The organism is Amycolatopsis sp. GM8, assembly GCF_021653975.1.
Lineage (GTDB): Bacteria > Actinomycetota > Actinomycetes > Mycobacteriales > Pseudonocardiaceae > Amycolatopsis_E.
On the sequence record NZ_JAJKFK010000001.1, the window covers coordinates 690,056 to 712,852 of the forward strand.

Genomic DNA, 22,797 nt, shown 5'->3' on the forward strand with positions numbered 1-22,797 from the left:
TGGGGAGCCGACCGATCGTCGGCTCCCCACTCGAATCAACTCAGAGTCAGCTGCAGCCGGACGTGGCGCCGCAGCCTTCGCAGGCGTAGCAGGAGCCCGCGGGGCGCATCTTGGTGCCGCAGGTCATGCACAGCGGGGCGTCGTTGGCCTTGCCGAGGTGCAGGTCCATCAGTTCGGCCGTGCTGTGCGCCGTCTCGGTTTCGGGCGGGCGGTGCGAGTGCGTCTCGGTGGCCCGCCGCGATTCGACCGTGCTGCGCAGCTCCTCCAGGTCCACGCTCTCCGGCTCCGGCGCGGGCGAGCTGCCGTAGTCGGCCTCGACCTGCTTGGTGCGCTCCTCGGCGGTGAAGATGCCCAGCTGCGACCGCTTTTCGTACGGCAGGTAGTCCAGCGCCAGCCGGCGGAACAGGTAGTCCAGCACGCTCGTCGCGATCCGGATGTCCGGGTCGTCGGTCATCCCGGCCGGCTCGAAGCGCAGGTTCGAGAACTTCGAGACGTAGAACTCCAGCGGGATCCCGTACTGGAGCCCCACCGAGATCGACATCGAGAACGCGTCCATCACACCGGCCAGGGTCGAGCCCTGCTTACCCAGCTTGACGAAGATCTCGCCGAGACCGTCGTCCGGGTACGAGCCCGCGTGCAGGTAGCCCTCCGCGCCACCGACGGTGAACGACAGCGTCTGGCTCGGGCGCTTCTTCGGCAGGCGCTTGCGGACCGGCTTGTACTCGACGACCTTCGCCGGCTCCGGCGTCTCGGCCTTGGCCTCGGACCTCTTCCCCGACGACAGCGGCTGCCCGACCTTGCAGTTGTCGCGGTAGATCGCGAGCGCCTTCAGGCCCAGCTTCCAGCCCTGGAAGTAGATCTCCTCGACGTCCTCGACGGTCGCCGACTCCGGCATGTTCACCGTCTTCGAGATCGCGCCCGAGATGAACGGCTGCACCGCGGCCATCATCCGGACGTGCCCCATCGGCTTGATCGAACGCTCGCCGACCGCGCAGTCGAACACCTCGTAGTGCTCCGGCCGCAGGCCGGGCGCGTCCACGACGTGGCCGTGCTGGGCGATGTACTCGACGATCGCCTCGACCTGCTCCTTCTGGTAGCCCAGCGCGTCGAGCGCGCGCGGCACCGTCTGGTTGACGATCTGCATCGAACCGCCGCCGACCAGCTTCTTGAACTTGACCAGCGAGAAGTCCGGCTCGATCCCGGTCGTGTCGCAGTCCATCATGAAGCCGATGGTGCCGGTGGGGGCGAGCACGCTGGCCTGCGCGTTGCGCCAGCCGTTGCGGCCGCCGATCTCGATGCCGCGCTGCCACTCCCCGGTCGCCAGCTCCCGCACGGCGACGTCGTTCGAGTGCATCGTCCGGATGGCGTCGTTCGCCGCGGCGTGCTTGCGCATGACGCGCTGGTGCGCCTCGGCGTTGCGGGCGTAGCCCTCGTACGCACCGACGGCGCCGGCCAGCTCGGCCGAGCGGCGGTAGGAGACACCGGTCATCAGCGACGTGATCGCGGCGGCCAGCGCACGGCCGCCGTCCGAGTCGTACGTGTGGCCGGTGGCCATCAGCAGCGCGCCCAGGTTGGCGTACCCGATGCCCAGCTGGCGGAACTTGCGGGTGGTGTCACCGATCGCCTCGGTCGGGAAGTCCGCGAAGCAGATCGAGATGTCCATCGCGGTGATGATGAACTCGACGGCCTTGACGAACAGCCGCGCGTCGAACGTGCCGTCGCTCTTGAGGAACTTCAGCAGGTTCAGCGAGGCGAGGTTGCAGCTGGAGTTGTCCAGGTGCATGTACTCGCTGCACGGGTTGGACGCGGTGATCCGGCCCGACTCGGGGCAGGTGTGCCAGTCGTTGATCGTGCTGTCGTACTGGATGCCCGGGTCCGCGCACTCCCAGGCGGCCTGGGCCATCGAGCGGAAGAGCTTCTTCGCGTCGGTGGTCTCGATGACCTCGCCGGTCAGGCGCGCCCGCAGGCCGAACTCGCCCTTCGACTCGACGGCGTGCATGAACTCGTCGTTCACGCGGACCGAGTTGTTGGCGTTCTGGTACTGCACCGAGTGGATGTCGGCACCGGAGAGGTCCATGTCGAACCCGGCGTCGCGCAGGACCTTGATCTTCTCTTCCTCGCGCGCCTTGGTGGCGATGAACTCCTCGATGTCGGGGTGGTCGACGTCGAGCACGACCATCTTCGCCGCGCGGCGGGTGGCCCCGCCGGACTTGATGGTGCCCGCGGACGCGTCGGCGCCGCGCATGAACGAGACCGGGCCCGAAGCGGTGCCGCCCGAGGAGAGCAGTTCCTTCGAGGACCGGATGCGGGACAGGTTCAGGCCGGCGCCCGAGCCGCCCTTGAAGATCAGGCCCTCTTCCTTGTACCAGTTGAGGATCGAGTCCATGTTGTCGTCGACCGCGAGGATGAAGCAGGCGCTGACCTGCTGCGGCGAGGCGGTACCGACGTTGAACCAGACCGGGGAGTTGAAGCTGAACACCTGGTGCAGCAGCATCCAGGTCAGCTCGTGCTCGAAGACCTCGGCGTCCGCCGGGCCGGCGAAGTAGCCGTTCTCGGTGCCGGACTTCACGTAGGACCGCACGACCCGGTCGATGAGCTGCTTGAGGCTCCGCTCGCGCTGCGGGCTACCGACCGCACCGCGGAAGTACTTGCTGGTGACGATGTTGGTCGCGTTGACCGACCAGAACCCGGGGAACTCGACGCCACGCTGCTCGAAGTTGATCGAGCCGTCCCGCCAGTTGGTCATCACCACATCGCGCTGTTCCCAGTCCACCTCGTCGTAGGGGTGCACGCCCTCGGTGGTGAACACGCGCTCGACGGTGAGCCCGCGCTTGCCCCTCTTCGCGCCCTTGTTGCCTGTCGCCACGTCCGTCATCGACTTGATCCCTCTCCCGCCGACGAGTCTCACTCGCCGTCCACGCTTCTGTCGCCGTCCTGCGGCGCTGCCGATTCCGCCATGGCCGCTCGTAGGTCCGAGATCTCCTTCTCGAAGTCCTCCACCGAGGAGAAAGAGCGGTAGACGCTGGCGAAGCGCAGGTACGCGACCTCGTCGAGCTCCCGCAGCGGCCCGAGGATGGCAAGGCCAACCTCGTGGCTCGGGATCTCCGCGACACCAGCCGAACGGATCGATTCCTCGACCCGCTGTGCGAGTTGCTGCAGGGCGTCGTCGTCGACCGGCCTGCCCTGGCAGGCCCGGCGCACGCCCCGGACCACCTTGTCCCTGCTGAACTGCTCGGTCACCCCGGACCGCTTGACGACGGCGAGCACCATCGTCTCCGAGGTGGTGAACCGGCGACCGCATGCCGAACACGACCTGCGGCGGCGGATCGCCTGCCCTTCGTCCACCTCACGGGAGTCGACGACCCGGGAGTCGGCATGACGACAGAACGGACACCGCACGACCGATCACTTCCCTTCACGTCTCTTCCCTCGGATACCCGCCCCGCCGGCCGCCACGCAACGACCCGGCTCTGGTGTGACCTGGTGATCAACTTGTGGATATCCGGTGGGTGAACACCGTCCAGCTGTGGACAACTCGTACTTCAGTCTACCCCAACTTGTGGACCAACTACAGCCATGTAACTACTAGATATAGCGGTCGACCTTAGAACGCACCTCGACGCGGCGCAAGCGACCCGGCCGGGTGACGCGCGTGTGCTGGGGCACTTCTCGTCAGAAGGTCACCGGCCGTCGCCGAGCGGTCGCGCATCCACGGGGACGGTCAGCGGCAGCCCAGGCACGAGCGTGGCGTCACCGAGACCGTTGAGTTGCTTGATACGGGCCACAACAGCGTCGGTATCCGCGCTCGGCGCGTACTCGCGGGCCATGTCCCACAGGCTCTGCCCGGCGCCGACCGTGACCGTCGCGGTGTGGTCGGGAACGCCGCCCGACACCCCTTCGGCGAAAACACCCAGACCGGTGACGACGAGCCCTACCGCGAGCGCCGTCGCGGCGAGCCACGGCCACCGCGGCATCACGCGCCGTGGCGCGCAGTCCGGCACGGTGGACCGGCCGCGGCCGGCGACAACACGCGCCCGAGTGGGTGGACGGCGCGGTTCTCCGTGCCGCCGCGGACGAACCGGCAGCCTCGGCCTCGTCCCGTTTTCAGTGAGCTGCCCGGTGGCCGGGCCGCGGTCCAGTAGTACCGACATCGCGAACCTCCTGGTCTCTGACCTGGCGTGAGGGGCCGTCAGGTCGAACACTAGTTCTATCGAACCTCTGCGCGAATGTGTACCACCAGGGTCCGACAAAATCGAGAGACCCCCGGCGTGTCGCTCGAACAGTTGTTTGATGTTCCGGGTCCGGTGGACTACCGTGGGTGACCAGGACAAGGCGACAGGCGCCGGTCGCTCACGGTGCGCGGCCCGGCAGACACCAACTGAGCAACGCGGCTGGGAGGCAGCACCCATGGCAGACATCGACGAGACGGCCGGAATTCCCCGCAGGCCGGGCGGGCGCTTCGGCGACGTTCATCCACTTCCCGATCCCGAGGACGTCGAGGAGGGACTCAGCCCGCGGCAGCAGCAGGTACTGGAGGTCATCCGGGCCTGGGTCGACCGCTTCGGCTACCCGCCCAGCGTGCGCGAGATCGGCGAGGCCGTCGGGCTCACGTCGACGTCGTCGGTGTCGCACCAGCTGCGTACGTTGCAGCGCAAGGGATATCTGCGCCGGGACGCGAACCGGCCGCGAGCGGTCGGCGTGCTGACCGCCGCGGCCGAGCACGCGGCGCGGATCGGGCGCACCGAGAGCGAGATGCCCAAGCCCGCGTACGTGCCGGTGGTCGGCCGGATCGCCGCCGGTGGGCCGGTGCTCGCCGAACAGGCCATCGAGGACGTGTTCCCGCTGCCGAAGGACATCATCGGCGAGGGCGAGGTGTACCTGCTGAAGGTCACCGGTGACTCGATGATCGACGCCGCCATCACCGACGGCGACTGGGTCGCGGTGCGCCAGCAGCCCGCCGCGAACAACGGTGAGATCGTCGCCGCGATGATCGACGGCGAGGCGACGGTGAAGACGTTCAAACGCAAGGGCGGGCACGTCTGGCTGATGCCGCACAACCCGGCCTACGAGCCCATCAACGGTGACGACGCCACCATCCTGGGCAAGGTGGTGGCGGTCCTGCGCCGCCTGTAGGAACTGATGGAAATGGCTTGTGCGGCGGCGTGGTGAAGCTGCTTCGCCCGGCTATTTGCGGGCGAAGCGGCGGCGAAGCCTGGTCAGTACGAACAGGCCGCCGCCCGCGATGACGACCGCCAGGACCAGGGCCGGCACCCCGCTGAGGCCCGACGAGCCCGAGCCGGTGCTCGTCTCGCCGCCCGCGGCGGCCGGGGTGCCGGCCTCGGTCGACGGGGCGACGAGCGAGGTCGCGTCCTTGACCGCGCGGATCGGCTGTCCGGTGCCCTCCCCACCGGACAGCAGGGTCCCGTCCGGTTCGAAGGCCAGCGCCTCGCCCTGCTGCTCGTTCGGCAGCGGCACGCGCACCGGCTCGCGCCCGAGCGCTGCCAGCACGTCGCCGTCCGGCGCCGGATACAGGTACGCGTCGGTGTAGGTGCGCAGGGCCAGCACCTTGCCGTCCGCGCTCGAAGCCCCGCCCGTGACCAGCACCGAGCCGAACCCGGCGATGGGACCGCCCGGCGTGTCCGTGGACTTGAAGTTCAGCGTGCCAACCTTCGCCAGCGGTGTCGGGCCAGGGCTTGCCAGCGCCGACACCGGGCGGTAGATCCCGGAGTCACCGAAGGGTGTCTTCGTCACGAGATACGGCGTGCCCTGACGGTCGAGCAGCAGCGCTTCCACATCGTGCTGACCGTCGGGGTAGGTGAGCCGGTACAGCGTCGCTTTTCCTTGCGGCGTCAGGGAAACCAGGGCGACGGTTTCGCGTTTCTTGTCGTTGTCACCCGTGTCGGAAAGCCAGAGCGTGCCATCCGATGCCCGCGCCAGATCCTCGACGTCGAACGGGTCCATCGAGTTGGTGATCACCCGCTGCACGGCACAGTCGCGGCCCAGCACGAAAACCTGGATCTTCGTGCCGCCGTCGTTGAGCGCGTACCACCGCTGCCCGTCGCTGACGAGCCCGGACAGCTCGGTGATCCGCTTGTCCGTCACCGTGCACACCGTCGCCGGCGCCCCGGCCGCCGCGGCCGGAACCGCGGACAGCACGAAGACGAACGAGAAAACGGCGAACAGCGCACCCCAACGCAATGTCACCGCACCGACGTTACCGAGAGTCAGGCCGGCGAGCCGTTCACGACATACGACTCCAGCGCGGAAGCCAGGTCCGGGCGGACCCGTGCGCACAACCGGGTGCCGTCCGGCAGGTGCTCCTCGGTGAGGACCTCGCCGTCGGCGTGCACTCGTGCGACCAGCTTGCCGTGGGTGTACGGCACCAGCGCCTCGACGGTGACCTCGGGCCGCGGAAGCCGCGCGGCGATCGTCTCGACCAGCTCCGGCACACCCGCGCCGGTCCGCGCCGAGACCACCACCGCGTCGGGCAGCGCGTGCCGCAGCCGCACGAGGGACAGCTCGTCCGCCGCGTCCGCCTTGTTGATCACGATCAGCTCGGGCGGCAGCGGCGTGGTGCGGCGCTGGTTGATCTCCGCGAGCACCTCGCGCACCGCGTTGACCTGCTCCTCTGGCGCCGGGTCGGACCCGTCCACCACATGCAGCAGCAGGTCCGCGTCAGCGGCTTCGTCCAGCGTCGAGCGGAACGCGTCGACCAGCTGGTGCGGCAGGTGCCGCACGAACCCGACGGTGTCGGTCAGCGTGTACGTGCGCCCGTCCGGCGTCTCGCTGCGGCGCGTGGTCGGGTCGAGGGTGGCGAACAGCGCGTTCTCGACCAGCACGCCCGCGCCGGTGATGGCGTTGAGCAGGCTCGACTTGCCGGCGTTGGTGTAGCCGACGATCGCGACGCTCGGCACCTCGTTGGCGACTCGGCGGCCACGCTTGGTGTCCCGGATCGTGTCCATCGCGGCGATCTCGCGGCGCAGCTTGGCCACCCGCTTGTTGATCCGCCGGCGGTCGGTCTCGAGCTTCGTCTCACCGGGACCACGCGTGCCGACGCCGCCGGTCGCGCCACCGGCCCGGCCACCGGCCTGCCGGGACAGCGACTCACCCCAGCCGCGCAGCCGCGGGATGAGGTACTGCAGCTGGGCCAGCTCGACCTGCGCCTTGCCCTCCTTGGAGCGGGCGTGCTGGGCGAAGATGTCCAGGATCAGCGCGGTCCGGTCGATCACCTTGACCTTGAGCTTGGCCTCGAGCTGACGCAGCTGGCTGGGCGAGAGCTCACCGTCGCAGATCACCGTGTCGGCGCCGGTGGAGAGGACGACATCGGACAGCTCGCGCACCTTGCCGGAACCGATGTAGGTGGCCGGGTCCGGCTTGTCGCGGCGCTGCACGAGACCTTCCAGCACCTCCGAACCGGCCGTCTCGGCCAGCCGGGCCAGCTCGGCCAGGGAGGCTTCGGACTGTGCCGCGGTGCCTTCGGTCCACACGCCGACCAGGACCACACGTTCCAGGCGAAGCTGCCGGTATTCGACCTCGGTGACATCCGCCAGCTCGGTGGAGAGCCCGGCGACACGCCGCAGTGAAGCGCGTTCCTCCAGCTCCAGCTCGCCGATCGACGGGTCTTCGTCGAGGAAGTCTGTGTGTGTCAGTTCTGTCATCGTCCTTCCATGGTCCCACGATTCGGGTGGGAAACCGAGCGCATTTACCTGCTCGGGTAAGTCGCTACGTAGATCGCGGTACGTTCGCCACCGCTCGTGCCGGACCGGCCGCGGAACTCTTCGAGCAGGTCCTGGAGCCGGGTCTCGAACTCGCTCCGGTCCTCTTCCGGCACCTGCACGACGAGCCGGGTCTGGTGCAACTCGGTGGCAGGCACCTCGGCGATCTCGCCGAGGAACGCCTCGAGCATCGCCTTGCCGACCTGTTCGTGCAGCCCGGCGCCGGTGAGAAACCAGGAGAGCCCGGTCGAGAGGTACGGAATCTCTTTCGCTCCTCGCTTGCCGCGGCGCGGCGGCTGGGGAGCAAGGAAACCCGCGTCCACGAGCTTGCGCACGTGGTGCAGCACGGTGGCCGGGTCGCGGCCCAGCCGCTCGGCCAGTTCCTTGTTGGTCAACGCGTCCGCATAGGTCAACCGGATGATGCGCAACCGTATTCCGGAGGCGAGCGCGCTGGCCTCGGCCTCGGTCGCTTCGCGGCGCGGGTGTGTCACCTCGGGAAGCTTAGAGGCAGAAGTGATTGACGGTTTCCAATCACTTGCGCCAAGCTGGTCCCATGCGGCGCGACACCCTGTGGTTCCACGCGGACTTCCGCAAGCTGTGGGCCGGCGACACGATCAGCCAGGGCGGCAACTTCGTGGGCCAGACCGTGATTCCGCTGCTCGCGGCCACCGTGCTGGCGGCGACGCCGTTCGAGATGGGCCTGCTCACGGCCGCCGAGAATGCCGCTTTCCTGCTGATCGGGCTGCCCGCCGGGGTGTGGGTGGACCGGATGCGGCGGCGCCCGCTGATGCTGCGCGCCGACTTCGCCCGCGCCGTGCTGCTGTGCACCGTGCCGCTGGCGTGGTGGACGGGCGTGCTCACGCTGGCCCAACTGGTCGTCGTGGCGCTTCTGGTGGGCGCCTGCACCGTGTTCTTCGACGTGTCCTACCAGTCGTATCTGCCCTCGCTGGTGGGCCGCGAACATCTCCTCGAAGGCAACACCAAGCTGCAGGCGAGCCAGTCCGTCGCGCAGGTCGTCGGGCCGGGACTCGGCGGTGCTCTCGCGCAGCTCGCGGGTGCGGCCAACGCGGTCCTCGCGACCGGTCTCGGCTATCTCGCGTCGGGCCTTTTCCTGTTACGCATCAAGACTGTCGAGCCCGAACCCGCGCCACACCACGGAATCCCGCTGCGGGCGCAGATCGCCGAGGGGCTGGCGTTCGTGTTCCACAACCGGACGCTGCGCGCCATCACGTTGTGCACGGGCACGGCGAACCTGGGGAACACGATCTTCCAGGCGATGCTGATCCTGTTCCTCACCCGCGATCTCGGGCTCAGCCCGGCCGCGGTCGGCGCGATGCTGACCACGATGGGCGTCGGCGGCGTGCTCGGCGCCCTGTTCGCGGGCGGGTTGACGCGACGCATCGGACAGGCCCGCGCGATCTGGGTCGTCCCGCTGCTGACCTGGCCGTTCCAGCTGCTGGTGCCGCTCGCCGCGCCCGGCTGGCGCGTCGCGCTCGTGCCGATCGGGCTCGCGGTGATGAGCTTCGGCGTGATCGTCTACAACGTCGCGCAGGTCAGCTACCGCCAGGCGATCTGCCCGGACCGGCTGCTGGGCCGGATGAACGCGACGGTGCGTTTCCTGGTGTGGGGCGCTATGCCGATCGGCGGGCTCATCGGCGGCGGGCTCGGCGCGTGGCTCGGCGTGCAGGCCACGCTGTGGGTCGGGTCCGCCGCGCTGGCGATCCCGGCCGCGGTGCTGTTGTTGTCACCGCTGCGGAAGATGCGTGACGTGCCGAAGGAACCGGCCTACTCCTGAGCGGCCCACCACTCGTCGGCCAGCTCGCCACGCGCCACGAACTCCACGGGACCGGTCAGCATGGCTTCGCCGCGCTTCATCGACACCGTGACCCTGCCGCCCGGTATGTCCACAGTGGACTCCCCGGTGTCGGTGCCCGCGAGGTGCAGCGCGGCGGCGACCGCGGCCACCGTGCCCGTGCCACAGGACCGGGTCTCGCCCACGCCGCGCTCGTACACGCGCATCCGCAGGGCGCCTTCACCGAGCGGGTTCACGAACTCGAGGTTCACGCCCTCAGGGAAGAAGTCCGTGTCGTAGCGCGGTTCTTCGCGCAGGTCCAGCTCCGCCACGTCATCGTCCACAACGGACACCAGATGCGGGTTGCCCACGTTCACCGCGACCCCGGAGAAGTTCCGGCCGTCGACGATCGCGACGGACGCGCCGGTGATCGAGGCCGGACCCATGTGCACGGTGACCGTGCCGTCCGGGTGCACGATCACGGACTTGTCACCGGTGCGGCTGCCGATCACGAACTCCGGCCCCTCGGCCAGCCCGCGATCGGTCAGATACCGCGCGAACACACGCATCCCGTTGCCGCACATCTCCGCGACCGACCCGTCGGCGTTGCGGTAGTCCATGAACCACTCGCCCGCGCCGGCCTCGCCGAGCGCAGTGGACCGGACCACTCGCAGCACCCCGTCCGCGCCGAGCCCGCGCTGGCGGTCGCACAGCGCGGCGACCCGGCCCGGCGTCAGTTCGAGCCGGCCGTCCGGGTCGGGCAGCAGCACGAAGTCGTTCTGTGTGCCATGCCCTTTGACAAACTCGATCGCCACGCGCTCAGACTACTGGCTCTGTACAGAGAGCACTCGCTCGGCTACGTCGTGATCGTTTCCGTTGAACCACACGATCCTCGAGTCCCGGCGAAACCAGGATCGTTGCCTGCGAACGAATCGACGTGTCGACTGCTTCGTCGCGGCCGCGGCGGCGGCAAAATTTCCCGCGCCGTCCAGTTCCGCCAGCACTTGCTGGTACCCGAGCGCACGCGAAGCCGTCTTTCCTTCGCGCAGGCCCCGATCGGCGAGCGTGCGTACTTCGTCGACGAGGCCGCTCGCGAACATCCGCTCGACGCGCAGATCGACCCGCTCGTCGAGTTCCGCCGGTTCGCGGTCGACTCCCGCGAGCACCGCGCCGTAGCGGGCCGGGCCCGGCTTCGGCATGTTCGCGGAGAACGGCTCCCCGGTCAGCTCGATGACCTCCAGCGCGCGCACGATCCGCCGCGTGTTCGACGGCAGGATCACCGCCGCCGCCGCGGGATCCAGGCGGGCGAGCCGTTCGTGCATCGCCGCGGCCCCGGCTTCGGCAGCCTCCGCTTCGAGCCGCGCGCGGACGGCCGGATCGGTGCCCGGGAAGCGCAAGTCGTCGAGCACCGCCTGCACGTACAAGCCCGAACCGCCCGCGAGGATCGGCACTTTCCCCTCGGCGAGCAGGCGTTCGATGACGGCCCGCGCGTCACGCTGGTACGCGGCGACCGACGCCGTCTCGGTCACGTCGAGCACGTCGAGCAGATGGTGCGGTATGCCGCGGCGCTCGTGGGTGGTGACCTTCGCGGTGCCGATGTCCATCCCGCGGTACAGCTGCATCGCGTCGGCGTTGACGACCTCGCCGCCGAGGCGTTCGGCGAGCGTGACGGCCAGTTCCGACTTGCCGGTCGCGGTCGGGCCGACCACGGCTATCACTCGAACTCCCACACCGCGACGTGGTACATGACCCCGAACGGCGCGGCCGAGTACAGCAGTTCGCCGTGCCAGTTCCCGCCCGTGCCGGCCAGCACCTGCCACGGCACCCGGCCGCCGGCGCCGAGTTCGTCGGCCAGTCCTGGGTCGATGTCCAGCAGTGCCTGGGTGTCGGCCTTCGCCAGCGCCTTGGCGACCGCGTCGTCGAACGCCGGGGCGCGCTCGTCCTCGCTGCCCGGGGAACGCGGGCCGTGCCGGTTCGAGCCGTCGCCGAGGATCAGCAGGTCGCCGGTCAGTTCGCTGCCCAAACGGGCACATTCGGCCGCCGTCGTGCCCCGTGCCACCAGCCGTGTTTCGACGGACTCCGCGCCGGCTTGTTCCCGCAGCCAGCCGGCGATGAGGGCAGGCAGCGGGAGGACGCGCGGCGTCCCGCCCGCGGACAGCGCCACCTGCTCGTCGACCCCGTAGCCGCGGAAGCTGCCGGCCGCGTCGGGGCCGATGACCTGGTCCTGCGCGTCCGCGCCGATGGCCGTCCACACTGGGCCCAGCCGTCCCGCCGCGGACACGCAGGCTTCACGGAGAGTCGCCAGCTCGGGGTCAGGTCCCGGGGAGAGCCCCGGGACCAGCAGCGGGGGATGTGGCACCACGACGGCACGCCTGATCACACTGATCGAGGTTACCGGGCGGGTGCGATCACGCCGTTCCCACAGCCCGGCGCAGTAGAATCACCCGCTCCGACCGCCACACCGAGTACCGCAAGCCGTGCTGAACTGCTTGAATGCGGCGTGGGGATCGAAGCGCTCCCCCGCACGACCCGGCCCCACCCCGGTGGGGCGCCCGCCGGCAGGCGGGCCGACAGGCGATAAGGAGCCTGCGATGGCCGACGAGAACCAGCCCGGCGTACCCGCGCCGAACAAGATGCCGTTACCGCACGCGCCGGGCAGCCAGGACAACCGGCCGGTCCCGCCGGCCGAGCCCAACCCCTCCCGCTGGGGCCGGGTGGACGACGAGGGCAATGTCTACGTGCGGACCGCGGAGGGCGAGCGCGCGGTCGGGGTCTGGCAGGCCGGGACTCCGGACGAAGGGCTGCTGCACTACGCGCGCCGGTTCGACGACGTCCGCACCGAGGTCGAGCTGCTCGCGACCCGGCTGAGCTCGGGTGCCGGCGACCCGAAGCACGCGCTGGCGACCGCGACGCAGCTGCGCGGCAGCCTGGCCGACGCCGCCGTGGTCGGCGACCTCGCCGCGCTCGCCGCCCGCCTGGACCGGATCGTCGAACAGGCCGAGGGCGCGCTGGCGAACGCCAAGCACGAGCGTGAGGAAGCGCGGTCGGCCGCGATCGAGCGCAAGCAGGCGCTGGCCGAGGAGGCCGAGACGATCGCCGCGGAATCCACGCAATGGAAGGTCGCCGGGGACCGGCTGCGCGCGATCCTCGACGAGTGGAAGACGGTCAAGGGCGTCGACCGCAAGACCGACGACGAGCTGTGGAAGCGGTTTTCGAAGGCGCGTGAGGGCTTCAACCGCCGTCGCGGCTCGCATTTCGCCGAGCTGGACAAGCAGCGCGCCGCCGCGAAGACGCGCAAGGAAGAGCTGATCGAAGAGGCCGAATCGCTCGTCGACTCCTCCGACTGGGGTCCGACCGCGGGGCGGTACAAGGACCTGATGGCCGAATGGAAGGCCGCCGGGCGGGCGCCGAAGGAGACCGACGACGCGCTGTGGCAGCGGTTCCGGGCGGCGCAGGACAAGTTCTTCGCGCGGCGGTCCGCGGTGTACTCCGAGCGGGACGCGGAGTTCGCCGTCAACGCGACGCGCAAGGAAGAACTGCTGACCGAGGCCGAGAAGATCGACCCGGCGTCGAACCTGGACGCGGCGAAGGCGCAGTTGCGGCGGATCCAGGAGCAGTGGGACGAGATCGGCAAGGTGCCGCGCGAGCGCATCCGGGAGCTGGACGGGCGGCTCAAGACGGTGGCCGACCGGATCCACGAGGTCGAGGACAGGCGGTGGCGGCGCACCGACCCGGAGGCACAGGCCCGGGTGGACCAGTTCCGCGAGCGGGTGCACCAGTTCGAGACGCAGGCGGAGAAGGCCCGCGCCGCGGGGGACGAGCGCCGCGCGAAGAAGGCCGACGAGCAGGCCGCGCAGTGGCGCGAGTGGATGCACGCCGCGGAGAACGCCGTCGCCGACCGCTGACGTGGAACGCACCCCGTGTCACCGGGTGGGCCGGTGGCACGGGGTGACGGATCGTGAGTGTCGAACTCGGCGTCGCGAACGTGGAGTTCGTCGTCGTGAGTGTCGGACTCGTCGTCGTGAGTGTCGGACTCGCGGTCAGGTGGGCGGGTACAGCGTGTGTGTCGGGAAGTGGCCGTAGACCGGCCCGCTCCCTTCGGTGACCGCGTGCACCAGTAGGTCCCCGCCGACGAAGGCGCCGCGCCAGGAGGAGCCGCGCCCACCGAAGTACTCGCCGCGGTCGCCGCGGGAGCGCGGCCGGTTGATGCCCACCTTGAACGCCTGCAGGTCGGCCGCGAGCCGGCGCGCGGTGGCTTCGTCGTCGCAGGCCAGCGACGCGACAAGGGAGCCGTTGCTGGCGTTCATCGCGGCCAGCAGCTCCGCCTCGGTGTCGGCCAGCACGACGCTGTCCACCGGCCCGAACGGCTCGGCGTGGTGCAGCGGCGACGAGGACGGCGGGCTGAGGATCGACACCGGCGCCAGGTACGCGGCGGTGTCCTGCCCCGGCAGGAACCGGCCCTCGTCGAGCGAACCGCGATGCAACGGCACGCCGCCACGGCTGATCGCGTCGTCGACGGTGTCGCGCAGCTCCTTCACCTTCACGTCGTTGATCAGCGGGCCGAAGTCCAGCTGTGGCAACGGATCCCCGGCGTTCTCGACGGCCAGCGGATGGCCGAAGGTCAGCTCCCGCACGGCGGGCAGGTACGCCGCGAGGAACTCGTCGAACAGCTCACGCTGGACCACGTAACGCGGGTACGCCGTGCACCGTTGCTTGCCGTACTCGAACGAGCCGCGGACCTGCCGGGTCAACGCCGGCCAGTCGCTGAACTCCCAGACACCCCAGCAGTTCAGCCCTTCCTGTTCCAGGATGTGCCGCTTGCCCGAGTCGACGAGGCTCGCCGCGATCTCGCCGCCGCTACTGCGACCGCCCACAAAGGACAGACAGCCGATCATCGGCGACCGCACGAGCGCCTCGGAAAGCTCTGCTCCACCACCGCTCACCAATGTCACCGGAACTCCGTGTCTGGCAACCAAAGCCGTCGCGAGCGTCAGGCAGTTCACACCCCCGTCGGTCGGCGCCTTCGCGATCGCGGCGTTGCCGGCGAGTGCCTGCACGAGCATCGCGTGCATCAGCACGCTCATCGGATAGTTCCAGCTCGCGATGTTGCTGACCGGGCCGGGCAGCGGTGCGCGCCCAACCAGCATGCCCGTGATTTCCTCGGTGTACCAACGGACTCCGTCGATGCAACGGTCCACATCGGCCTGCGCGGACTTCCAGGTCTTGCCGATCTCCCACACCAGCAGCAGGGCCAGCAGCTCCCGGTGCGCGGCCAGGTCGTCGAGCGCGGCGGCCACCCGGGACTTGCGCTCGGCCAGCGGTGCGAACGACCACGTGCGGTGCTCGTTGAGACTCGCGCGCACCGCCCGCTGCGCGTCCGTCGCGTCCAGCCGCGGTGGTCCCGTTAGGACAGTGCCGTCGATCGGCGACGTGGTCTCGGTCGGGGTGCCCTCCAACCGCCAGCGCCCGCCCCAGAAGTTGAGCAGCCGGTCGTCGGCGAAGGCCTCCGGCGCGACGGAACGGCACTGGCTGTAAACGCTTTCCCATTCCGTACCAGGCTTGATGATCACATGGCCTCCTTCGACACCTGCTCGTTCAGCAGTCCGGCCAGCGCGTTGACGACACGCAGCGTGGGGACCGGCGCGCCGGTCAGATCCGCCAGCTCCACCACGGCGGCGAGGATGGCGTCGAGCTCCAGGGGCTTGCCCTTTTCGAGGTCCTGCAACGTGGATGTCTTGTGCTCGCCGGTGCGTTCCGCGCCGGCGAGCCGGCGGTCGATCGACACGTCCGGATGCACGCCGAGCCGCGCCGCCACGTCGAGGGTCTCCCGCATCATCTGCACGACCGTCGCCCGCGTCCCGGAATGCTTGCAGATGCCGAGCATGGTGGCGCGGGTGAGCGCGCTGATCGGGTTGAACGCGATGTTGCCCATCAGCTTGATCCAGATATCGCGCCGAAGATCGGCCTCCACCGGGCATTTGAGGCCACCGGCGATCATCGCGTCGGAGAACTCCCGGCAACGGGCGGAAATGCTGCCGTCGGGTTCGCCGATCGACAGCCGGGTGCCTTCGAGATGGCGGATCTCGCCCGGCGCGGAGATCTCCGTCGCCGCGTAGACCACGCAGCCGATCGCGCGGCGCACGGGCAGCACCGCGCTCACCGCGCCGCCCGGGTCCACGGTCTCGACGCGGCGCCCCTGATACGGGCCGGCCAGGCCGTGGAAGTACCACCACGGGATGCCGTTCTGCGCGGCGATGACGGACGTCCGCTCGCCCAGCAGCGGTTCGATCAGCGGACCGCAGGTGGCATAGGAATTCGCTTTGAGGCCAAGGAAAACATGATCGACAGGACCCACTTCAGCCGGATCGCCGGTCGCGTGCGGGTGGGCGGTGAAATCGCCCCGGCCGCTCAGCACCCGCACCCCGGCGGCGCGGATGGCTTCGAGATGGGGGCCGCGGGCGATGAGGTGCACCTCGGCTCCCGCGCGGTCGAGGCTCGCGCCGACATACGCGCCGATGGCACCGGCACCGAGAACAGCGACTTTCACGGTGTCTCCTCAATCTTGCGTCATCATTGTATGCAGTATACGGTATGAGCTGTTTCGGTCAATGGCTTCGAAGCTCTGGACAACGGCATCGATCGAGGGCCACCATGGCCTCCATATCGTATGCAGTATTCGGTAGCCACAATGTTGTGAGGAGATGGCGCATGTCAGGCGAACCCGGGTTGATCTCCGGTGGACATCTCGTGGCGAAGGCCCTGAAAGCGGAGGGTGTCGAGGTCATCTTCACCCTGTGCGGCGGCCACATCATCGACATCTACGACGGCTGCGTGGACGAGGGCATCGACGTGATCGACGTCCGCCACGAGCAGGTCGCGGCACACGCGGCGGACGGGTACGCGCGCGTCACCGGCAAACCCGGCTGCGCCGTCGTGACCGCCGGCCCAGGCACGACGGACGCGGTCACCGGCGTCGCGAACGCGCTGCGCGCGGAGAGCCCCATGCTGCTGATCGGCGGGCAGGGCGCGCTGAGCCAGCACAAGATGGGCTCGCTGCAGGACCTCCCGCACGTCGACATGATGTCGCCGATCACCAAGTTCGCCGCGACCGTGCCGTCCACGGAACGCGCCGCGGACCTGGTGTCGATGGCGTTCCGCGAGTGCTACCACGGCGCGCCGGGCCCGTCGTTCCTCGAAATCCCGCGCGACGTGCTCGACGCGAAGGTGCCGCTGGAGTCCGCGCGCGTCCCGAGGGCCGGCGGCTACCGCGCCTCCACCCGGTCCCCGGGTGATCCCGACGCGATCGAGCGGCTCGCGGATCTTGTTGTCCAGGCCCGGAAACCGTGTGTGCTGCTGGGCAGCCAGGTCTGGACCTGCCGGGGGACCGACGCGGCGACCGAGTTCGTGCGCGAGCTGAACGTGCCGGCGTTCATGAACGGCTCCGGCCGCGGCACGCTGCCCCCGAAGGACCCGCACCACCTGCAGCTGGCCCGCCGCTACGCGTTCCAGAACGCCGATCTGATCATCATCGTGGGCACCCCGTTCGACTTCCGGATGGGCTACGGCAAGCGCCTGTCCCCCGACGCGACCGTCGTGCAGATCGACCTCGACTACCGCACGGTCGGCAAGAACCGGGACATCGACCTGGGCATCGTCGGCGACGCCGGACTCGTGCTGTCCTCGGTCACGCAGGCCGCCTCCGGCCGGATCGACAACGGCGCCACCGGCCGCAAGGAATGGCTCGAAGAACTACGCGCGGTCGAGACGCAGGCGTACGAGAAACGCCTGCCCCGCCAGCATTCCGACGCCAACCCGATCGACCCGTACCGGCTGGTGCACGAGATCAACGAGTTCCTCACCCCGGACTCGATCTACATCGGCGACGGCGGCGACATCGTCACGTTCTCCGGTCAGGTGGTGCAGCCGAAGGCTCCCGGGCACTGGATGGACCCGGGTCCACTCGGGACACTCGGCGTCGGCGTTCCCTTTGTGCTCGCCGCGAAATACGCCCGGCCGGACCAGGAAGTGGTGGCGCTGTTCGGCGACGGCGCGTTCAGCCTGACCGGCTGGGACTTCGAGACGCTGGTGCGGTTCAACCTGCCGTTCGTCGGGATCGTCGGTAACAACTCGTCGATGAACCAGATCCGCTACGGCCAGATCCAGAAGTACGGCGAGGACCGCGGCCGCGTCGGCAACACGCTCGGCAACGTGCCCTACAGCGAGTTCGCCAAGATGCTCGGCGGCTACGGCGAAGAGGTCCGCGCCCCCGCCGGCATCGCCCCGGCACTGCGGCGCGCCCGCGAGTCGGGCAAGCCGTCACTGATCAACGTGTGGGTGGACCCGGAGGTCTACGCGCCGGGAACCATGAACCAGACCATGTACAAGTGAGGGGAACCGTCATGGGAAAGGCACTCGAAGGCGTGCGCGTGCTGGACATGACCCATGTCCAATCAGGACCGTCCTGCACCCAGATCCTGGCCTGGCTCGGGGCCGACGTGGTGAAGCTCGAAGCACCGGGCGGCGACATCACCCGCAAGCAGCTGCGTGACCTGCCCGATGTGGACAGTCTGTACTTCACGATGCTCAACTGCAACAAGCGAAGCATCACACTGAACCTCAAGAGCGAAGAGGGCAAGCGGATCTTCACCGAGCTACTGCCCCGGTTCGATGTGCTCGCGGAGAACTTCGGTCCGGGCGCGATCGACCGGATGGGCTTCACCTGGGACCGGCTCCAGGAGCTCAACCCACGGCTGATCTTCGCCTCCATCAAGGGTTTCGGCGAAGGCCCGTACACGCATTTCAAGGCGTACGAGGTGGTCGCGCAGGCGATGGGCGGCTCGATGTCGACCACCGGTTTCGAAGACGGGCCGCCGCTGGCGACCGGCGCGCAGATCGGCGACTCGGGCACCGGAATCCATACCGTGGCCGGGATCCTGGCCGCGCTGTTCCAGCGTGAGCACACCGGTCGCGGGCAACGAGTCACGGTCGCGATGCAGCACGCGGTGCTGAATCTGGCCCGCGTCAAGCTGCGTGACCAGCAGCGGCTTTCACACGGTCCACTCAAGGAGTACCCCAACGAGGAGTTCGGCGACACCGTGCCGCGCTCCGGCAACGCCTCAGGCGGCGGGCAGCCGGGCTGGGCGGTGAAATGCGCGCCGGGCGGGCCGAACGACTACATCTACGTGATCGTGCAGCCCGTCGGCTGGGAGCCCATCACGAGGCTGATCGGCCGTCCCGAACTGGCCGAGGATCCCGAGTGGGCCACCCCGGAGGCGCGCCTGAACAAGCTGGACAAGATGTTCCAGCTGATCGAGGACTGGAGCATCGGGCACGGCAAGTGGGAGGTGCTCGCGAAACTCAACGAGCACAACATTCCCTGCGGTCCGATCCTGTCCACAAAGGAAATCATCGAGGACGAATCGCTGGCGGCCAACGAGATGGTGGTGAAGGTGGACCATCCCGAGCGCGGCGAGTTCACCACCGTCGGCTGCCCGATCAAGCTGTCCGACTCGCCGGTCGACGTCGACCGTTCCCCGTTGCTGGGCGAGCACAACGAAGAGGTCTACGCACGCGAACTCGGCCTGGGCGAGCAGCTGGCGGGACTCAAGGCCAAGGGAGTCATCTGATGGACCAGAGCATCGTGCGCGAGATCCTGGACAAGGTCCGCGCCGAGGGCCGGGACGCGCTGACCGCGCCCGAGGGCAAGCGGATCTGCGACGCCTACGGCATTCCGACGCCGCGCGAAGCGCTCGCCACGACGGCGGACGAAGCCGTGGCGCTCGCCGGCGAGATCGGCGGACCGGTGGTGTGCAAGATCGTCTCGCCGCAGATCCTGCACAAGACCGAAGCCGGCGGCGTCATCGTAGGCGTGCAGGGAGCGTCCGCGGTCCGCGAGGCATTCGACAAGATCGTCGCGAACGCCAAGGCGTACAACGCATCCGCGAATATCACCGGGGTGCTGGTACAGCAACTGGTCGGTGGCGGCCAGGAGGTCATCATCGGCGCGACCACGGACCCGACGTTTGGCAAAGTGGTTGCGTTCGGTCTCGGCGGCGTGCTCGTCGAGGTACTCAAGGACGTGACTTTTCGCCTGGCGCCACTGGATCTGGCCGAGGCCGTGTCCATGGTGGACAGTATCGGCGCGGCGGAGGTATTGCACGGCGTCCGCGGTGATTCCGGGGTGGACCTCGGCGCGCTGGCTTCGGTGATCCAACGGGTGTCCACTTTGGTCACCGACTTCCCAGAGATCCGCGAGTTCGACCTCAATCCGGTGTTCGCTTCCGCCGACGGCGCGATCGCGGCGGACGTCCGGATCCTGGTCGAGACGGGTGAGGTGGCCGAGCCGGTCCGGCCGTCACGCGAGGAGATCCTGCGCGTGATGAACCGGTTGATGAACCCGCGGTCGGTCGCGGTGATCGGCGCGTCCGACACCGAGGGCAAGATCGGCAACTCGGTGATGAAGAACCTGGTGGACGGCGGTTACGCGGGCGAGATTCACCCGATCAACCCGAAGGCCGACGAGATCATGGGCCGCAAGGCCCACGCGTCGGTCGGCGACATCCCGGGCGAGGTGGACGTGGCGGTGTTCGCCATCCCGGCGAAGTTCGTGCCGGGCGCGCTGACGGAATGCGGCGAGAAGGGCGTGCCGGCAGCGGTGCTGATCCCGTCCGGGTTCGCCGAGACCGGCAACCAGGAACTGCAGGACGAGATCGTCGCGATCGGGAAGCGCTACGGGATCCGCATGCTGGGCCCGAACATCTACGGCTACTACTACACGCCGCAGAACCTGTGCGCGACGTTCTGCACCCCGTACGACGTGCGTGGCGGGGTGGCGCTGACCTCGCAGAGCGGCGGCATCGGCATGGCGATCCTCGGGTTCAGCCGGACCACGAAGATGGGCGTGTCCGCGATCGTCGGGCTCGGCAACAAGTCCGATGTGGACGAAGACGACCTACTGACGTTCTTCGAGCAGGACGACAACACCCAGTGCGTCGCGATGCATCTGGAGGACCTGAAGGACGGGCGCGCGTTCGTCTCCGCCGCGCAGCGGATGACGAAGACGAAGCCGGTCGTGGTACTCAAAGCCGGTCGCACTGACCTGGGCGCGCGGGCCGCCGGTTCGCACACCGGCGCGCTCGCGGGCGACGACAAGGTGTACGACGACATCCTGCGGCAGGCGGGTGTGGTCCGCGCACCGGGCCTCAACGAGATGCTGGAGTACGCGCGATCGTTGCCCCTGATGCCGGCGCCGAAGGGCGAGAACGTCGTGATCATCACCGGCGCCGGCGGTTCGGGCGTGCTGCTGTCGGACGCGTGTGTCGACAACGGACTGTCCTTGATGGACATTCCGCCGGATCTGGACGAGGCGTTCCGCCGGTTCATCCCGCCGTTCGGCGCGGCGGGCAACCCGATCGACATCACCGGCGGCGAGCCGCCGTCGACGTACGAGGCGACGATCCGGCTCGGGCTGTCCGATCCCCGGATCCACGCGCTGATCCTGGGCTACTGGCACACCATCGTCACGCCGCCGATGGTGTTCGCCGAACTGACCGCGCGAGTGGTCGAGGAGTTCCGGGCCAAGGGCATCGACAAGCCCGTGGTCGCTTCGCTCGCGGGGGACACCGAGGTCGAGAAGGCGTGCGAGTACCTGTTCGACCACAAGGTGATCGCCTACCCCTACACCACCGAACGCCCGGTTGCCGTGCTGGGCGCGAAATACCAGTGGGCGCGGGCAGCGGGACTGTTGTAGAGACGGAGGAAAACGGGGGGACAACCGAAGAAGGAGAACGGAAATGAATTCGCCAGCGCCGCCGACATTCCGGGAGATCGTTGACAGTAACGGGAGAGTTTACCGGGTCGGGGAAACCGACCGGGACATCATGGGGCGTTCCCGGGCATGGATGGTGTGGCTGCCGTGGATCGCCATGATGGCCATCAGCTCGTCGGAATACGCTTTCACGTCCGCCGAGGACACGTTGTCCGAGGCGCACAACTGGCACGGCGCCCACATTTTCTGGTTGCTGGGTGTCTGGGTTCTCTTCCAGGCCGCGGTCGCGTTCCCGGCCGGGAGGATGCGTGAGAACGGCACGTTGTCGGCGCGTTCGGCGATGGTGCTGGGAGCTGTGGGGGCTTTGCTGGGGTACGTCGCGCTCGCCTACGCGCCGTCGGTGTTCTGGGCTTATCTCGGTTTCGGGTTCTTCGGGGGTTCCGGCGCCGGGTTCGTTTACGCGACGTGTGTGAACATGGTCGGGAAGTGGTATCCCGAACGCAAGGGCGGCAAGACGGGGTTCGTCAACGGCGGGTTCGCCTACGGGTCGATCCCGTTCATCTTCCTGTTCCAGCAGTATCTGGATCTGGACAACTACAGCACGGTGCTGTTCGTGGTCGGTATCTTCCTGGCCGCCACGGTGGCGCTGAGCGGGTTCTTCTTCAAGGACCCGCCGAAGAACTGGTGGCCGCCGCATGTCGATCCGTTGCGGGTGGCGACGGATGACCCGCGGGTGCGCCGGGCGTTGCGGAAGAACCCGCCCGCGCTCAAGCAGTACACGCCGAAGGAAGCCCTCAAGACCGGCATTCTGCCGCTGATGTGGTTCTGTCTACTTTGTACAGCGGGGGTGAACATCTTCGGCATCGCGTTCCAGGTGCCGTTCGGTGAGGAGATGGGCTTCGCGGGCGGGATCGTCGCGCTGGCGATGAGCCTGAAGGCGCTGATCAACGGGACCGGCCGGGGTGTGATCGGCTGGATCTCGGACCGCTGCGGGCGGCGGGAGACGCTGGTCATCGTGTGCGTGACGCTGGGGCTGGCGCAGTTCGCGGTGTACCTGTCGGGGTCGATCGGGAACATGCCGCTGTTCCTGCTGTCGTCGATGGTGTCCGGGTTCGGCGGCGGTGCGATCTTCCCGCTGTTCGCGGCGATGACCGCGGACTACTTCGGGGAGAACAACAACGCGTCCAACTACGGCCTGGTCTACAGCTCGAAGCTGGTGTCGGGGCTGGTCGGCTCGGGCCTGGGCTCGGTCGTCGTCGCGGCCTGGGGTTACGGCGGGGCGTTCCTGCTGGCGGGTGGCATCGGGATCGGCACCGGCGGGCTCGCGCTGTTCCTGCGCCGCCCGCGGCTCACCGTTACCCCGCCGCGCTCGCCGGCCACCCTGAACCCGGCCGCCGAAGCCGGCTTGGACTGACCATTCCCGGTGTCGGACTCGCCGTCCTGAGTGTCGGGGGGGGGGGGGGGGGGGCGGGGGGGCCCCGACGGGGGGGGGGGGGGGGGGGGGTGGGGGGGGGGGGGCCGCC

18 protein-coding genes are annotated in these 22,797 nt (G+C 68.9%); 7 read left to right on the top strand and 11 right to left on the bottom strand.

The window, feature by feature from the left end; genetic code table 11:
- Positions 1 to 46: 46 nt before the first annotated feature.
- The 3 genes from LOZ83_RS03340 to LOZ83_RS03350 all read right to left on the bottom strand — a co-directional run bounded on the left by LOZ83_RS03340 (position 47) and on the right by LOZ83_RS03350 (position 4,151).
- Positions 47 to 2,875, bottom strand: a complete 2,829-nt coding sequence (locus LOZ83_RS03340; RefSeq protein WP_236788660.1) for a vitamin B12-dependent ribonucleotide reductase — start codon at positions 2,873 to 2,875, stop codon at positions 47 to 49.
- A gap of 29 nt (positions 2,876 to 2,904) precedes the next feature.
- Positions 2,905 to 3,399, bottom strand: coding sequence for a transcriptional regulator NrdR (nrdR, locus tag LOZ83_RS03345; RefSeq protein ID WP_236788664.1), 495 nt, complete (start codon positions 3,397 to 3,399; stop codon positions 2,905 to 2,907).
- A 281-nt stretch (positions 3,400 to 3,680) separates the two neighbouring features.
- On the bottom strand, positions 3,681 to 4,151 hold the full coding sequence (locus tag LOZ83_RS03350) for a LysM peptidoglycan-binding domain-containing protein (protein WP_236788665.1): 471 nt from the start codon (positions 4,149 to 4,151) through the stop codon (positions 3,681 to 3,683).
- 256 nt (positions 4,152 to 4,407) lie between these two features.
- Here LOZ83_RS03350 and lexA point away from each other — a divergent pair, with 256 nt between their 5' ends.
- The gene (gene lexA / locus LOZ83_RS03355) at positions 4,408 to 5,133 is read left to right on the top strand and encodes a transcriptional repressor LexA (protein WP_236788666.1); all 726 of its coding nucleotides are present in this window, start codon (positions 4,408 to 4,410) and stop codon (positions 5,131 to 5,133) included.
- Positions 5,134 to 5,184: 51 nt separating this feature from the next.
- Here lexA and LOZ83_RS03360 read toward each other — a convergent pair whose 3' ends face one another.
- The 3 genes from LOZ83_RS03360 to LOZ83_RS03370 are packed head-to-tail and all read right to left on the bottom strand — an operon-like array spanning position 5,185 to position 8,206.
- A complete protein-coding gene (locus LOZ83_RS03360) occupies positions 5,185 to 6,198 on the bottom strand; it encodes a hypothetical protein (protein ID WP_374202632.1) in 1,014 nt (337 codons plus the stop codon).
- 26 nt (positions 6,199 to 6,224) lie between these two features.
- On the bottom strand, positions 6,225 to 7,658 hold the full coding sequence (gene hflX, locus LOZ83_RS03365) for a GTPase HflX (RefSeq protein ID WP_236788667.1): 1,434 nt from the start codon (positions 7,656 to 7,658) through the stop codon (positions 6,225 to 6,227).
- Positions 7,659 to 7,702: 44 nt separating this feature from the next.
- Positions 7,703 to 8,206, bottom strand: coding sequence for a helix-turn-helix domain-containing protein (locus LOZ83_RS03370; RefSeq protein WP_236788668.1), 504 nt, complete (start codon positions 8,204 to 8,206; stop codon positions 7,703 to 7,705).
- Between the two features lie 62 nt (positions 8,207 to 8,268).
- Here LOZ83_RS03370 and LOZ83_RS03375 point away from each other — a divergent pair, with 62 nt between their 5' ends.
- The gene (locus LOZ83_RS03375) at positions 8,269 to 9,510 is read left to right on the top strand and encodes an MFS transporter (RefSeq protein ID WP_236788669.1); all 1,242 of its coding nucleotides are present in this window, start codon (positions 8,269 to 8,271) and stop codon (positions 9,508 to 9,510) included.
- Here the strand turns inward: LOZ83_RS03375 and dapF are convergent.
- The 3 genes from dapF to LOZ83_RS03390 are packed head-to-tail and all read right to left on the bottom strand — an operon-like array spanning position 9,501 to position 11,887.
- Positions 9,501 to 10,322 carry a diaminopimelate epimerase gene (dapF, locus tag LOZ83_RS03380; protein WP_236788673.1) on the bottom strand — a complete coding sequence of 274 codons (822 nt, stop codon included), beginning with the start codon at positions 10,320 to 10,322 and terminating at the stop codon, positions 9,501 to 9,503. The genes LOZ83_RS03375 and dapF overlap by 10 nt on opposite strands.
- A gap of 9 nt (positions 10,323 to 10,331) precedes the next feature.
- Positions 10,332 to 11,222, bottom strand: a complete 891-nt coding sequence (gene miaA, locus LOZ83_RS03385) for a tRNA (adenosine(37)-N6)-dimethylallyltransferase MiaA (protein WP_236789421.1) — start codon at positions 11,220 to 11,222, stop codon at positions 10,332 to 10,334.
- A complete protein-coding gene (locus tag LOZ83_RS03390) occupies positions 11,222 to 11,887 on the bottom strand; it encodes a class III extradiol dioxygenase subunit B-like domain-containing protein (RefSeq protein WP_236788674.1) in 666 nt (221 codons plus the stop codon). Before LOZ83_RS03390 ends, miaA begins: the two co-directional genes overlap by 1 nt.
- Positions 11,888 to 12,098: 211 nt before the next feature.
- On the opposite strand from LOZ83_RS03390, the gene LOZ83_RS03395 reads away from it, so the two are divergent.
- The gene (locus LOZ83_RS03395) at positions 12,099 to 13,412 is read left to right on the top strand and encodes a DUF349 domain-containing protein (protein WP_236788676.1); all 1,314 of its coding nucleotides are present in this window, start codon (positions 12,099 to 12,101) and stop codon (positions 13,410 to 13,412) included.
- Positions 13,413 to 13,547: 135 nt separating this feature from the next.
- Here the strand turns inward: LOZ83_RS03395 and LOZ83_RS03400 are convergent, their stop codons facing one another.
- Both LOZ83_RS03400 and LOZ83_RS03405 read right to left on the bottom strand, forming a co-directional pair.
- Positions 13,548 to 15,077 (bottom strand): aldehyde dehydrogenase family protein, encoded by a 1,530-nt coding sequence (locus LOZ83_RS03400; RefSeq protein WP_236788677.1) that lies wholly within the window; start codon positions 15,075 to 15,077, stop codon positions 13,548 to 13,550.
- Complete coding sequence (locus LOZ83_RS03405; RefSeq protein WP_236788678.1) at positions 15,074 to 16,054, bottom strand: 2-dehydropantoate 2-reductase; 981 nt, start codon at positions 16,052 to 16,054, stop codon at positions 15,074 to 15,076. Before LOZ83_RS03405 ends, LOZ83_RS03400 begins: the two co-directional genes overlap by 4 nt.
- A gap of 161 nt (positions 16,055 to 16,215) precedes the next feature.
- Here LOZ83_RS03405 and LOZ83_RS03410 point away from each other — a divergent pair, with 161 nt between their 5' ends.
- The 4 genes from LOZ83_RS03410 to LOZ83_RS03425 are packed head-to-tail and all read left to right on the top strand — an operon-like array spanning position 16,216 to position 22,688.
- Positions 16,216 to 17,895, top strand: coding sequence for a thiamine pyrophosphate-binding protein (locus tag LOZ83_RS03410; RefSeq protein WP_236788679.1), 1,680 nt, complete (start codon positions 16,216 to 16,218; stop codon positions 17,893 to 17,895).
- Between the two features lie 11 nt (positions 17,896 to 17,906).
- Complete coding sequence (gene frc, locus LOZ83_RS03415; RefSeq protein ID WP_236788680.1) at positions 17,907 to 19,133, top strand: formyl-CoA transferase; 1,227 nt, start codon at positions 17,907 to 17,909, stop codon at positions 19,131 to 19,133.
- Positions 19,133 to 21,256, top strand: a complete 2,124-nt coding sequence (locus LOZ83_RS03420; protein WP_374202614.1) for an acetate--CoA ligase family protein — start codon at positions 19,133 to 19,135, stop codon at positions 21,254 to 21,256. Before frc ends, LOZ83_RS03420 begins: the two co-directional genes overlap by 1 nt.
- A 43-nt stretch (positions 21,257 to 21,299) precedes the next feature.
- Positions 21,300 to 22,688: an OFA family MFS transporter gene (locus LOZ83_RS03425; protein WP_236788681.1), complete on the top strand. Its 1,389-nt coding sequence runs from the start codon at positions 21,300 to 21,302 to the stop codon at positions 22,686 to 22,688.
- The last annotated feature ends 109 nt before the right edge of the window (positions 22,689 to 22,797 follow it).